This window comes from Streptomyces sp. NPDC088194 (genome assembly GCF_040702025.1).
Classification (GTDB): Bacteria; Actinomycetota; Actinomycetes; order Streptomycetales; family Streptomycetaceae; genus Actinacidiphila.
Window position 1 is genome coordinate 47,988 of the sequence record NZ_JBFBIV010000017.1, and the last position, 13,235, is coordinate 61,222.

Genomic DNA, 13,235 nt, shown 5'->3' on the forward strand with positions numbered 1-13,235 from the left:
CTGTCGCCTCCGCACCACCGGGGTCGGCCGGAGCGGGTCAGTTCAGCGCGAACTTCTGGGCGGCGGTGCCGTTGCAGTCGTGGATCTGCAGGCGGGTGCCGTTGGCGCCGGCACCGTTCGGGTCGTCCAGGCAGCGGCCGGACTGCGGGTTGAGCAGCGAGCCGTCGGACTGCTGCTGCCAGACCTGGCCGCCGACGCCGTCGCAGTCGTAGAGCTCCACCTGGGTGTCCTGGGCGGTGCCGTTGCCGTCGATGTCCAGGCAGCGGCCGAGGGTGCGCAGCGAGCCGTCGGCGGCGTGCACCCAGTGCTGGTCCAGCGCGTAGGGCTGGCAGTCCCACAGTTGCGCGGCGCTGAGGTTGCCGCCGTTGTCGTCGCCGTCGATGTCCACGCACTTTCCGCCGGGGGCGTTGACCGGCGCTCCGCCGTTGACCGTGAACCGCTGGGCGTCGGTGCCGTTGCAGTCGTGGATCTGCAGGCGGGTGCCGTTGGCGGTGGCGTCGTTCGGGGAGTCCAGGCAGCGGCCGGACTGCGGGTTGAAGAGCGAGCCGTCGGCGCGCTGAACCCACTTCTGCCCGCCGACCCCGTTGCAGTCGTAGAGCTGGACCTGGGCGTTCTGGGCGGTGCTGTTGCCGACGATGTCCAGGCAGCGGCCGAGCGTGCGCAGCGAGCCGTCGGCGTCGTGGGTCCAGTGCTGGTCGGCGGCGGCGCTCTGGCAACCCCAGAGCTGGACGGCCGCGGACCGGCCCGCGACGTCATCGCCGGTGACGTCCACGCAGGTGCCGCCGGGTCCGGCGATCGTGGCCGGTGCCACCCCGGCGGTGTCGCCCGCGTAGCCGGCCGAGACGATGTTCGCCTGCACGGCGTCGTCCGCGGCGTCCGACGGGTAGCCGGAGGTCATCACGCCTTCGAAGAAGGAGCCGCCGGCGCGGTTGCTGTTGTCGCCGCCGGTGCCCATGACGATGGAGCCCTCCTGCTGCATGGGCGCGTAGCCGGGTGGCAGGGCACCGTTCCACCAGGTGGTGAGGGCGCCCGACCGGGAGTCGCCGCCCTTGAGCGCGAAGCTCGTCTGGCCGTTGTTCTTCAGCACGGCCGTGACGAACGCGCTGGAGTTGCCGCCGTTGACGCTGTGGGCGTTGGTGTCGGCCTGGTAGATGCCGTTCTCCAGGTCGGCCTGCACCCAGGGCCCGTTGCCCCGGCACGGGTCGCAGGCCCTCGCCGGGGAGATGTTGAGCGCGTCCATGTGGCCGGCGCCGGTGTCGTCCTCGGCCGCCTCGACATTGCCGAAGTCGAAGCAGCAGTCGTGGATGGTGTGGGTGCCGCTGGCCACCATGTACATGCCCTCGGGCTGGCCGCCGGTGGCGACCCCCGACCCGACGGCGTGGCGGTACCCGACGCCCGGCGGCACGTAGACGCCGTACACCGAGTGGCCGCCCACGGTGACGTGCAACGCGTCCGCCATCGCACCGGAGTCGGCGGCGCCCGCGGTGCCGGCGCCCGCGATGGTCAGGTCGTTGTGCCGCGGCGACTGGTCGTAGATCTTGGAGATGACGCACGGGCCGGCGGCGCAGAAGACGTTCTGCGGTCCGGCGTCGGCGATGCCGCCGGGGGCGAGCAGGCCGATGTCGAGCGTCGCCCCGTCATGCACCCGGGTGACCTGGTAGAGGTTGCCGCTGTAGGAGCCGTAGAGCGCGCGGACGGTGCTGAAGGCGCCGACGCAGGGGGTTCCGGCGTTGCCGTAGATGTCGCAGGGCTGGTCCGTGGCGGCGTGCGCGGGACCGGTGACGCCGACCAGCAGGCCGAGGGCCAGGACCATGGTCGCGCCCATCGAGAGAAGGACGCCGCGCAGGCGTCTCAGCGCGTGCCGCAGATGTGGTCGGTGAGCGTGAGCGGTCATCGTCGACCTTTCTCCGTCGGGTGATGTCGCGGATGGCGGTGCGCGGGCGCCCGGTGGGAGGCGCCGTGCGTCACCTGGTGCGGATACCCCGTGCGCGATGCTCATACGATTCAGCGCAGTCGAAGCTAGAGGTGGCGCGTCGAGCCCGTCAACCCCTGGGCCAGGCGCCCCTGTTGCCCGATGATCTCGCGGACGACTCTTGACGCGGTGTTCACGGCCACTTAGCGTCCGGGGTGCTGAATCGTTGAAGCACATCCCTGGGAGCACCGCATGACGCGCTTCAACCGCATTGACCCCTCAGGGGTGGCGGGATGACGGCGGCCGAACGCGACCGCAGCCGCGGTGACCGACGCGAGGACGGCGAGGTCGTCCCGCCGGGGCGGGGCGGCCCGGAGGAGAGGGGCGACGCCGACCCGCCGGCCGGTGGTGGTGACGGCGGCGGCCGGAGCCGCAGACGCGCGGCGCCGGCCGGCAGGCGCGGCACCGTCACGCTCAAGGACGTCGCGACGGCCGTCGGGATCTCGCAGAGCGCCGCGTCCATGGCGCTCGCGGACCATCCGCGGATCAGCGCGGCGACCAAGGAGGCCGTCAGGGCCGCCGCGGCGAAGCTCGGCTACGTCCCGAACTCCGCGGGGCGGGCGCTGCGCGCGGGCCGTTCGACCTCGATCGCGGTCGTCGTGCCCCAGACCGGCCGGCATGTCTTCGGCCACCCCTACTTCATGCATCTGCTGGTGGGGGTCACCGCCGAGGCCAACGCCCACGACGCCGCCCTGATGGTGTCGACCAACCCCGACGAGTCCCACGGCGTCGCGGCCTACGAGCGGGTGCTGCGCTCGCAGGCGGCGTCGGGCGCGATCGTCGCCTCGGCCTCGATCGGCGACCCCAACGTCAACCGCATGGTGGACGCCGCGTTGCCGGTGGTGCTGATCGGGCGGTTCGTGCACCTGCCGCACGCGGCGAGCGTCGGCATCGACGAGATCGCGGGCGCCGCGGCGGTCGCCCACCACCTGGTGGAGGACCACGGGCTGACCCGGATCGGCTACATCAGCGGCCCGCTCGACCACCAGACCGCGGTGGACCGCTACGAGGGCTTCCGCGCCACGCTCGCCGCGTCGCGGCGGCCGTGCACCCACACCCTCGCCGTGGGCGACTTCAGCGAGGAGTCGGGGACGCTCGCCGCGCGGCAGGTGCTGGACAGCATGTCCGACGTCCAGGCGATCTTCGCCGCCAACGACGAGATGGCCTACGGCGCGATGCTGGAGATCCGCTCCCGCGGGCTGCGCATCCCCGAGGACATCGCCCTGGCCGGATACGACGACTTCGGCGTCTCCCGGCTCACCACACCCGGGATCACCACCGTGCGCGTCCCGGCCGAGTCGCTGGGCCGCAAGGCTGCGGCGATCCTCTTCGACCTCGTGGACGGGACGGCGCCCGACCCGGTCCACACGGTGCTGCCCTTCGAACTCGTGATCCGCGAGTCCTGCGGAAGCCATCCCGGCTGAGCGGGCGGCACCGGCTCAGGGCGTGGCGTCCGCCGGCATCAAGCGGCTCCCGCCCAAGTGCCCGACGCCCGGGTCCCCGCATCCCGAGGCGCCCGATCTCAAGTGCCCGAATCCCAGGTCCCCGACGCCCGGGTCCCCGACGCCCAGGCGCCCGCATCCCGAGGCGCCCGCATCCCAGGGCGCCCGACTCCCCCCGCTCGCCTTCAGACCGTTCGCAGAGAAACCGGAGACCGGTGTGCTGACCTGCACTGCCACCCTCGACCCCGCCTTCGTCATCGCGCCGGTGCCCCCGCGGCTGTTCGGGTCGTTCGTCGAACACATGGGCCGCTGCGTCTACGGCGGCGTGTACGAGCCCGGCCACCCCGAAGCCGATGCCGAGGGCCTGCGGGCCGACGTCATCGAGCTCACCCGCGAACTCGGCGTGAGCGCCGTCCGCTACCCCGGCGGCAACTTCGTCTCCGGCTACCGCTGGGAGGACGGCGTCGGCCCCCGCGAGGACCGCCCGGTCGCCCTCGACCTGGCCTGGCGCTCGCTGGAGCCCAACACCTTCGGGCTCAACGAGTTCATGTCGTGGGCGAGGCAGGCCGGCGTCGAGCCGATCATGGCCGTCAACCTCGGCACCCGCGGCGTCGAGGACGCCTGCAACCTGCTCGAATACGCCAACTTCCCGGCCGGCACCCGCTACTCCGACCTGCGCGTGGCGCACGGCGTGCGCGACCCGCACCGCATCAGGACCTGGTGCCTGGGCAACGAGATGGACGGCCCCTGGCAGATCGGCCGGAAGACCGGCACCGAGTACGGCCGGCTGGCCGCCGAGACCGGCAAGGCCATGCGGCGGATCGACCCGTCCATCGAACTCGTCGCCTGCGGCAGCTCCAACGAGCGGATGCCGACCTTCGGGTCCTGGGAGGCCGACGTCCTGGACGAGGCGTTCGACGTCGTCGACTCCATCTCGCTGCACGCCTACTTCGAGCAGCACGGCGAGGACCGGGTCGGCTTCCTGGCCTCCGCGCAGGTGATGGACGACTTCATCGACGGCGTCGTCGCCACCTGCGACCACATCGCGGCCAAGAAGCGCTCCCGGCGCAGGCTGAAGCTCTCCTTCGACGAGTGGAACCTCTGGCACGAGAGCCGGTTCGCCGGCCAGGACCATCTCGACTGGGCGCGGGCACCCCGGCTGATCGAGGACGAGTACACCGTCGAGGACGCCGTCGTCCTGGGCAACCTGCTGATGAGCCTGCTCCGGCACAGCGACCGGGTGACCATCGCCTGCCTCGCCCAACTCGTCAACGTCATCGCGCCGATCCGCACCGAACCCGACAGCGGCGCCTGGCGGCAGACCATCTTCCACCCCTTCGCCCTCACCGCCCGGCACGCGCGTGGCGAGGTGCTGCGCGTGGAGCCGAACTCGCCGGTGCTGCACTCCGAGACCCTCGGCGACGTGGCGGCGGTCGACGTGACCGCGACCCGGGACGCCGAGACCGGCGAGACGACGGTCTTCGCCGTGAACCGGGACGAGAGCCAGGCCGCCACCTTGCGGTTGGCGATGGCCGGCGAGGAGCACGCCGTCGTGGAACACGTCGTGCTGGGCGGCCGGGACCTGCTGGCGACCAACTCCAAGGCGGCGCCGCGCCGGGTGGAGCCGCGCTCCAGCACCCGGCACTCGGCCGACCCGAAGGGGCTGTCCGTGGAACTCCCGCCGGTGTCCTGGACGATGGTCCGGACGGCCCCGGTGGCCGGGTGATCCCGCGGGCGCGCCGGGCCACGAGCCCCCGCCCCGGGCGCTCGGCGGCGCTCCCCCGAAGTGCTCCCCCGAGGCGCTCCCCGGCGCCGCGACACGCGGAAATCCGGCCGCCCCGACATATCCGTATCCGCGGCGAACGCGAAGTGAACGACGTCCGGGGAAGGCGTTCTTCGGCCGGGGAGAAAGTGACGGGGTGAAATTCTGGTTCTACCCCGCTGGAAATTCCCTTACACCTCCGCTCGTCACCGAAATGAAATCACCGGCTCCGAACAGGCGCTTTACGCGATCCGCGGAGCGCGGGCGCGCCGGGCGGCCGGCATCCCCAACCGGTCCTGATAGAGGATGCGTTCGGGCCATCGGCCGGTGTGGCCGGGGGCCGGAAGGGGTGATTCGCCTGGGCCGGAAGGTGCCCCTACCATTCACCCCTCTTTCTCGTGTACTTTCGTCGGGCGAACCACGCACGACCTTCACGAGAGGAAGTGCGTGACATCTCCACCCGGAAAGGGGGTGCAATGATGAAGCTTCTCTTCGCCATTCGTAACAAGGTGTCCGCGCAGAAGAGCCTGAAGGCCAGCGCCTGGTACTTCTGGTACTAGGCCGCCAGGTCGTCCCCGCCGCGAGGCGGGGACGATGCCGCCTGCCCCGCTCGGCCTTCCTGGAGACCCGCATGCGCGCCACGGTGTTCCACCCACGACTCGCCGCCCTGTTCCGGGACCACCTCGGCCAGGACGTCTTCCGGCTCGAACCCGACACCATCGGGATCGCCGGACACGACGTGGCCGACCGGATTCTCGCCGCCCGCCGGGCCACCGAGGTGGAGCGGCCCACGTTCAAGCCGCTGCACGGGCGCTCGATCCCGCGCGGCGAGGCCGGTTCGGTGATCCGCACCATCGGCGCCGATGTGCGCGAGGCCCTGAAGCGGACCCGCCCCCGCCCCGAGGACGTCGATCTGTCGGGGGTCTGGCCGCTGCGAGGACACCTGTTCCTGCGGGACCTGATCCTCGGCCAGGACCCGTACCGCCTGCGGGTCCTGATGAGCCGCAACCTCGAACTGACGCCGAAGCTCACCTGGACCGTCATCGCGGCGGGCGCCGCGCTCCCGGGGCGGGTCGGGCGGCGGGGAGCCCCGCTGACCGCGATCGCGGGCCTGACCGCCGACGCGAAGGGGTACCAGGATCGCCGCTACGCGATGGGCATGTACCGGCGAGCGGCGGCCCCGGTGTGCTTCACGGTCTCCACCCTCGTCGCGAACGCGCTGTGGCTCGGCTCGCCGTTCGACCCCGAGACGCCGAACAGGCACATCCTGTACGAGGCCATGCGGCTGCTGCCGCCGTCCTGGAACATCCTGCGCAACGCCTCTCCCGAGTACCCCGGGATCGACGAGCGCATCGGCGCGGGCGACGACGTCCTGCTGCTGCCGCTCCTCTCGCACCGGGACCCGAAGCTGTGGGAGGACCCGGACACGTTCCGGCCGGAGCGCTGGGAGACCCTCGATCCCGACACCGCCCCCGGCTACCTGCCCTTCGGCCACTCCTCCGAGCGCTGCTGGGGCCGGCACATGGTGATGCCCCTGGCCGAGCTGCTCCTGGACCTCCTCCGCGGCTCCGGCCTGGCGGTGGACCCCGGGCAGACCTCCGCCAAGGTGCCCCTGGTCGGGCTGCTCGGCGTGGAGGACGTCAAGGTGACGGCGGTGCGCGGTGCGGCTGCCTGAGGGGAGCGAGGAGGCCGACGGGTCCGTACCGTGCGGGATACCCGAGCCGCCGTCGGAGGCGGACGAGCCGCCCGGGCCGCCCGGCGGGGCCGAGACCGTGGACGGGTCCTTCGCCCGCCACCCGCACGAGTCGTACCGGCGCTGGCGTGAGACGCGCGAGGTCCGCCAGGTCCGCTTCTCCGGTCCGGTGCCGCTGGCCGGCTGGGTCGTCACCGGGCACGCGGCCTGCCGGGCGGCCCTGGTGGACCCGCGGCTGAGCAAGGACGGCGCGACCGAGGCGTTCGCCCGGCACGAGGGGCTGCCCGCGAGCGGCCCGGGCGGGGCGCTCACCACCCACCTGCTCAACTCGGACCCGCCGCGCCACACCCGGCTGCGCCGGCTGGTCCAACAGGCGTTCACGCAACGGCGGGTGGCGATGCTGCGCCCCCGGATCGAGGCCAGGGCCACCGCGCTGCTCGACGCCCTGGACGGGAGCGACGAGGTCGACCTGATCGGCCGGTTCGCGCTCCCGCTGCCGCTGGCGGTGATCTTCGACCTGCTCGGCGCGGACCCGGGTGATCCCGGGGTCCTCCAGGTCCGTGGCCACACGGTGACCGGGGACGAGGGCGACGGCGAGGTGTCCGTCCCGACGGCCGAGGCGATGCTGGACCGGCTGCGCGCCCTGATCGAGCAGAAGCGGGCGCACCCGGGCGACGACCTGCTGTCCGCCCTCGTCGCCGCCCGCGACGGCGGTGACCGCCTCACCGAGGAAGAGGTCACCTCGATGGCGTTCCTGCTGGTGATCGCGGGCCACCAGACCACCGCCAACCTCATCGCCAACGGCCTGCACGCCCTGCTCGCCCACCCCGATCAGCTCGCCGCCGTCCGCGCCGACCCGTCACTGCTGCCCGGCCTGACCGAGGAAGTCCTGCGCCACGAGAGCCCGTTCAGCATCGCGAGCCTGCGCTACGCCACGCAGCCGGTGGAGATCGAGGGCACCACGATCCCGGCCGGGGAGTTCGTGCAGATCGCGCTGCTGGCCGCCAACCGCGACCCTGAGGTCTTCCCGGACCCCGACCGGTTCGACGTCACCCGTGACGCCGCCGGGCACCTGGCGTTCGGCCACGGCATCCACCGCTGCCTGGGCGCACCGCTGGCCCGGCTCCAGGCCGAGATCGCCTTCGGCCAGGTGCTGCGGCGCTTTCCCGCGCTCCGCCTGGCGGACCCCGACCGCGCCCCCGCCTGGCAGGACAACCCCCGCCACCGGGGGCTGCTCTCCCTCCCGGTCCGGCTGCGCTGACGTCCCCGCCGCTCCCGCGTCACCGCTTCTGCCTCGTCCGCTCCGAGCCGGCCTGCTCCGCCACCGGGCCGGGGCGGGAGAACCAGTGGAGCACGAGGGCTCCACCGGTCAGGACGATCGCGGAGAGGACCCGCATGCCGGTGTCGAGCGCGCCGGTGAAGTCCTGGAGGACCGCGTGCCGGAGGGAGGGGTCGACGGAGAAGCGCTGTGCCTGGGCGACGGTGCTCGGGGCGTGCGGTCCACGCAGGGCGCGCGGCAGGTTCGCGGCGAACCGGTCGGCGATCACGGTGCCGTTGAGGGCGACCCCCAACGCGCTGCCCAGTTCGCGCGTCAGGCTCTGCAACGCCGATCCGGTGCCCGCCTGTTCGGGAGGCAGCGCGGACATCATGGCGTGCGAGAGGACCGGCGTGGCCAGCCCGCAGCCCGCGGCGGTGAGTACGGCGCCGAGGGCGTAGAAGGGATACGGGGTCCGCGCGCCGACCAGGGAGACGGTGCCGAGGCCCGTCGCCAGCAGGAGCAGGCCCAGCCCCACGACGCGCCGCTCGCCGAGGCGTCGGCGCAGGCCGACCGCGCACCGCGGGGCCAGCAGCAGGGCGGCGGCCATGGGCAGCAGCCGGATTCCGGAGCCGAGGGGGGAGTAGCCCTTCGCGTACTGGAGGTACTGGCCGTTGAGGTAGAACAGGCCGAACATGCCGGTGAAGACGACCGTCATGCCGAGCGCGCCGGCCCGTACCGGGGGCGATGCCAGCAGCCGGGGATCGAGCAACGGGTGCGCGCTGCGCAGTTCGCGCCGGACCCACCAGGCCAGCGCGCCGGCCGCCGCGGCGAACGATCCGAGGACCGTACGGCTGCTCCAGCCCTGTTGCGGGCCGGAGACGAGGGCGAACAGCAGGACGAAGAAGGAGCAGGTCAGCAGCAGGACGCCGAGCGGGGCGACCGGGCGGTCGTACCGGGGCGTCTTCGGGGCGACAGCGGCGGCCAGCGCCAGGGCCACCAGGGACAGCGGGACGGCGGCCAGGAACAGCGCGCGCCAGGAGCCGGCCTGGATGGCGGCGCCGCCGCCGACGTTGCCCAGGACGGCGGCGAGTCCGGTCATGGCCGCCCAGACGGCGATCCGACCGGCGCGGCCCGCGGGCGGCGTGCCGGCCACCATGAGCGCCAGCGTGGTGGGCAGGACGGCCGCCGCCCCCACCCCGCTGACCATCCGCCCCGCGATCAGCACACCCACGTCCGTGGCGGTTCCCGCGAGCAGGCAGCCCGCCGCGAAGACCGCCGTTCCGGCCAGCAGGACGCCCTTGCGGCCGAGCCGGTCGGCCAGCGCCCCGGCCGGCACGAGGAGGCAGGCGAAGACTGCGACATAGCCGTCGACCACCCACAGCACGGCGGCCGCCGACGGGTGCAGGGCGCTGCGGGACAGCGAGGGGATGGCGAGGTTGACCGCGGAGACCATTCCCACCACGAGGGTCACGCACAGTCCCATGGCCGCGGTCAGGGTGTCCGGACGGCGGCGCCGGCGCGGTCGGGGCCGGCGCGGGGACGGCGGGCGGGCCACGGGTGGCGGAACGGGTCGGGGACCGGGCACGGGGAACCTCCGGCGGTCGGGCCCGGGCACGGCACCTTGGCGGCATCACGGCGAGGCGGCTCGGCGATGCGGCGCGGCACAGCGGCGGGGCGGCGGGGCGACAGGGCAGGGGGCAGGAAGACGGCATGGCGGCAGGGCCGTTGGGCGCGACGGCTCCTCGCGCGTCGCGCCCCGGCGGGGACCGGGTCGAGAGAACGGGCCTGCGGCGGCGGCCGGAAGGGTAGGGGCGGGAGTGGCGGAAGAGGGGAGGGTGATGAAGGGGTCAGCCGGTGTGACGGGCCAGGTCGGCACGCAGCACGAGCCGGTCACCGCGGATGGACAGGAACTCCAGATCCACCGGGCGGCCGCCCGCCAGCGTGCTCAGGCGCTCCACCGCGAACAGCGCCGCACCCGGCGCGGTGTCCAGGACCTCGGCGGTGCGAGGGTCGGCGTTCACTGCCTGCACCGTCAGCGTCGCGGTGCTCAGCCGCACGCCCGCGGTCTCCTCGATGAGCGCGAACACGTCCCGTCCGGCCAGGTCGAGTTCCAGCAACGGCGTCCCGATGTCGGCCGGCAGATACGTCAGGTCCAGCGACAGCGGAACACCGTCGAGGTGGCGCAGCCGCTCCAGCCGTACGACCGGCTGTCCCCGGGGTGTGCCGAGTCGGCGGGCGACGGCGGCGGGCGGCAGCACGCTGCCCGCGGCACGCAAGTGGTTGTCCACCGTGCCCAGTTGGTGCAGGGTCTCGGCGAGCCCGGTCATCCGGCCCAGCGGATGCTCGACTTTGCGGCCCACCAGCACGGTGCCGACCCCGCGCCGGCGTCGGACCAGTCCCTCGTCGGCCAGGATGCGCAACGCCTCGCGGACGGTGTTGCGCGAGACCCCGAAGTCCGCCACCAGAAGCCGCTCTTCGGGCAGGAATCCGGTGCGGAACAGGCCCGCGGCGGCCTGCTGCCGCAGCACGTCGGCGACCTGCCGGGCTCGGTCGGCGCGAGCCGGAGTGCCCGGAGGGGAGCCGGTCCTGGACACGGGGGGCATCAAGGGCACCGCCTCTCTGTCGCTGCGCGCGGGCCCGGTCTAGTCCCGGAATCCCCGGGCGGGAAACGCTCCCGCACTGGTCCCAATCTAGGGTCCGCTGATGACGCCGATGTTACGCCACCCATTTTGACCTGCGAATATGCTCTCACCAGCGCAATCGGCGAGCCGCCCCCGAGCTCCGCCACCCGGCGACCCCCGGGTCCCTTCGCACCCGATGTGTACGGCGTGGGGACGGCCGGGCGACGTCAGCGGTTCACCGCGGCGCCATCCTCCGGCGGCACAGTTGCGCCGTTTGCACTCCGACCGGTCAACTCCCCTGCTGCGCGGGTCCTTTGGACCTGGCGTCGGTCCACCGTCGAAAGGCAGTCCGCCTGTGAACGGCAAAGTCCCCCCACCCGTGCGCCGCGTGTCGGTTCGCGCCGGCCGCAGGACCCTGATCGGCAGCGTCGTCGCCGGCCTGATGACGCTCGGCGCCGTCGCCGCCCCGGTCGTCGCCCATGCGACGATCACCGGCGCCGCCACCACCGCGTTCGGCACCGGCGACGTCGTGGTCTACCGCGTCGGTGACGGCGGCAGCTCCCTGAGCGACAAGGCCGCCCCGGTGTTCCTCGACGAGTACACCCCCGCCGGGGCGCTGGTGCGTTCCGTCGCGCTGCCCACCGCCGACAGCGGCAGCACGCACGAGCTGACCGCCTCGGGCACCGCCTCGTCGGAGGGACAGCTCACGCTCTCCGCCGACGGCCGCTACCTGCTGGCTCCCGGCTACCACAAGGCGGTCGGCACCAGTGCCGTCGCCACCACCGACGACGTGACGATCGCCCGCGTCGGCGCCGACGGCACCGTGGACACCAGCACGATGCTCGACGAGTTCGCCGCCGACAACAACGTCCGGGGCGCGGCCAGCACCGACGGCACCGGCATCTGGGTCTCCGGTGCCGCCGGGGGCATCGGCTACACCACCCTCGGCTCCGGCAGCTTCACCCAGCTCACGTCGAAGAACGTCCGCGCGGTGCAGATCGCCGACGGCCGGCTGTACGCCTCCTCCGACAAGAACGGCACCGGCATCTCCACCGTGGGCAGCGGCACCCCGACCACCTCCGGGCAGACGCTGACCAACCTGCCCGGCAGCCCCGAGAGCAGCGGCGACCCCTACGGCTACGCGCTGCTCGACCTCTCCGGCGGCGCCGGCCCCGACACCCTGTACGCAGCGGACTCCAGCGCCGGGAAGATCAACAAGTTCAGCCTGGTCGGCGGCACTTGGAAGGCGGAGGGCAGCAAGAGCGTCTCCGGTGTGACCGGCCTGACCGGCTCGGTCAGCGGCGGGCAGGCCGTGCTGTACGCCACCGGCAGCGGCTCCTCGGGCACCGGCGGCACGCTCTCCACGGTGACCGACACCAGCGGCCCGGCCGCCGCCATGAACGGCTCCGTGACCACGTTGGCCACGGCTCCCGCCAAGGAGGCCTTCCGCGGCGTCGCCCTCGCTCCCGGCACCGGCGGCACCACCACCCCGCCGACGACCCCACCGACCACTCCCCCCAGCGACCCGGGCACGCCCGTGGCCTGGCCCGGCAGCAGCTCGGTCACCACTGCCGACGGCTCGGGCGTCTTCGGCGAGGACCTCAGCGGCCTCTACCAGGAGGGCGGTGTGATGTGGGGGGCGCAGAACAGCGGCAAGCTGTGGCGTCTGCTCCCGGACGGCTCCGGCGGCTGGCAGCCCGACACGTCCGGCGGCTGGACCTCCGGCAAGAAGGTCCACTACCCCGGCGGTTCGGGCACCCCCGACGACGAGGGCGTCACCCTGACCGGTTCCGGTGCGGCGGGCGGGGTCTACCTGGCGAGTGAACGCGACGGCGACCACTCCGGCACCAGCCGGCTGTCGGTGCTGCGCTACGACGTCTCCGGTACGGGCAGCTCGCTGACGGCCACCGACGAGTGGAACCTCACCGCGGACCTGCCCTCCACCGGCGCGAACCTCGGCTTCGAGGGCATCACCTGGGTCCCCGACAGCTACCTGACCGGCGCCGGCTTCCAGGACTCCTCGACCGGCGCCGCCTACGACCCCGCGAACTACGGCTCCCACACCGGCGGCGTGTTCTTCGTGGGCGTCGAGGGCTCCGGCACGGTCTACGGCTACGTCCTCCAGGACTCCGGCGCGTTCACCCGGGTCGCCTCCTTCAGCAGCGGCATGGACGGCGTGATGGAACTGCAGTGGGAGCCGCAGGCGTCGCGCCTGTGGGTCGTCTGCGACGACACCTGCGACGGCCGGCACCGCACCTTCACGATCGGCTCTTCGGGCACCTTCGCCCTCAGCGCCGTCTACAACCGCCCCACCGGCATGCCCGACTACAACAACGAGGGCTTCTCCCTGGCCGGTGCCGACGAGTGCGTGAGCGGCTCCAAGCCCGTGTACTGGGCCGACGACTCCGACGACGACGACCACGCGATCCGCAAGGGCAGCGTCACCTGCTGACCGCGCCGCCCGGTTCCTCCGGTGGGGTGGCCCGG

The 13,235-nt window shown here is 73.2% G+C and carries 8 protein-coding genes and 1 pseudogene; 6 read left to right on the forward strand and 3 right to left on the reverse strand.

All coding sequences use genetic code 11. The features are described 5' to 3' along the window. Positions 1-37 precede the first annotated feature (37 nt). A complete protein-coding gene (locus tag AB0399_RS12010; protein ID WP_366411174.1) occupies positions 38-1,894 on the reverse strand; it encodes an arabinofuranosidase catalytic domain-containing protein in 1,857 nt (618 codons plus the stop codon). A 311-nt stretch (positions 1,895-2,205) separates the two neighbouring features. Here AB0399_RS12010 and AB0399_RS12015 point away from each other — a divergent pair, with 311 nt between their 5' ends. The 5 genes from AB0399_RS12015 (at position 2,206) to AB0399_RS12035 (ending at position 8,130) form a co-directional block, all read left to right on the forward strand. Then, a complete protein-coding gene (locus AB0399_RS12015; protein WP_366411175.1) occupies positions 2,206-3,396 on the forward strand; it encodes a LacI family DNA-binding transcriptional regulator in 1,191 nt (396 codons plus the stop codon). Positions 3,397-3,634: 238 nt separating this feature from the next. Continuing rightward, complete coding sequence (locus AB0399_RS12020; RefSeq protein ID WP_366411219.1) at positions 3,635-5,140, forward strand: alpha-N-arabinofuranosidase; 1,506 nt, start codon at positions 3,635-3,637, stop codon at positions 5,138-5,140. Between the two features lie 515 nt (positions 5,141-5,655). Further along, positions 5,656-5,736, forward strand: coding sequence for a tryptorubin family RiPP precursor (locus AB0399_RS12025; RefSeq protein ID WP_218161885.1), 81 nt, complete (start codon positions 5,656-5,658; stop codon positions 5,734-5,736). Between the two features lie 71 nt (positions 5,737-5,807). Beyond that, positions 5,808-6,851: a cytochrome P450 gene (locus AB0399_RS12030; protein WP_366411176.1), complete on the forward strand. Its 1,044-nt coding sequence runs from the start codon at positions 5,808-5,810 to the stop codon at positions 6,849-6,851. Further along, on the forward strand, positions 6,838-8,130 hold the full coding sequence (locus AB0399_RS12035) for a cytochrome P450 (RefSeq protein ID WP_366411177.1): 1,293 nt from the start codon (positions 6,838-6,840) through the stop codon (positions 8,128-8,130). The genes AB0399_RS12030 and AB0399_RS12035 overlap by 14 nt, the downstream gene beginning before the upstream one ends. A 19-nt stretch (positions 8,131-8,149) precedes the next feature. On the opposite strand, the gene AB0399_RS12040 is transcribed toward AB0399_RS12035, so the two are convergent. Further along, positions 8,150-9,610: an MFS transporter gene (locus AB0399_RS12040; RefSeq protein WP_366411178.1), complete on the reverse strand. Its 1,461-nt coding sequence runs from the start codon at positions 9,608-9,610 to the stop codon at positions 8,150-8,152. 364 nt (positions 9,611-9,974) lie between these two features. After that, positions 9,975-10,730, reverse strand: coding sequence for a GntR family transcriptional regulator (locus AB0399_RS12045; protein ID WP_366411179.1), 756 nt, complete (start codon positions 10,728-10,730; stop codon positions 9,975-9,977). A gap of 1,549 nt (positions 10,731-12,279) precedes the next feature. Between AB0399_RS12045 and AB0399_RS12050 the strand changes: the two are divergent. Then, positions 12,280-13,200 (forward strand): annotated as a pseudogene (locus tag AB0399_RS12050) (hypothetical protein); the annotation flags it as partial. Between the last annotated feature and the right edge of the window lie 35 nt (positions 13,201-13,235).

Coding starts and splice junctions, on each gene's coding strand:
- AB0399_RS12010 (WP_366411174.1), bottom strand. CDS start 1,894: ATGACCGCTCACGCTCACCGACCACATCTGCGGCACGCGCTGAGACGC.
- AB0399_RS12015 (WP_366411175.1), top strand. CDS start 2,206: ATGACGGCGGCCGAACGCGACCGCAGCCGCGGTGACCGACGCGAGGAC.
- AB0399_RS12025 (WP_218161885.1), top strand. CDS start 5,656: ATGAAGCTTCTCTTCGCCATTCGTAACAAGGTGTCCGCGCAGAAGAGC.
- AB0399_RS12030 (WP_366411176.1), top strand. CDS start 5,808: ATGCGCGCCACGGTGTTCCACCCACGACTCGCCGCCCTGTTCCGGGAC.
- AB0399_RS12040 (WP_366411178.1), bottom strand. CDS start 9,610: ATGGGACTGTGCGTGACCCTCGTGGTGGGAATGGTCTCCGCGGTCAAC.
- AB0399_RS12045 (WP_366411179.1), bottom strand. CDS start 10,730: ATGCCCCCCGTGTCCAGGACCGGCTCCCCTCCGGGCACTCCGGCTCGC.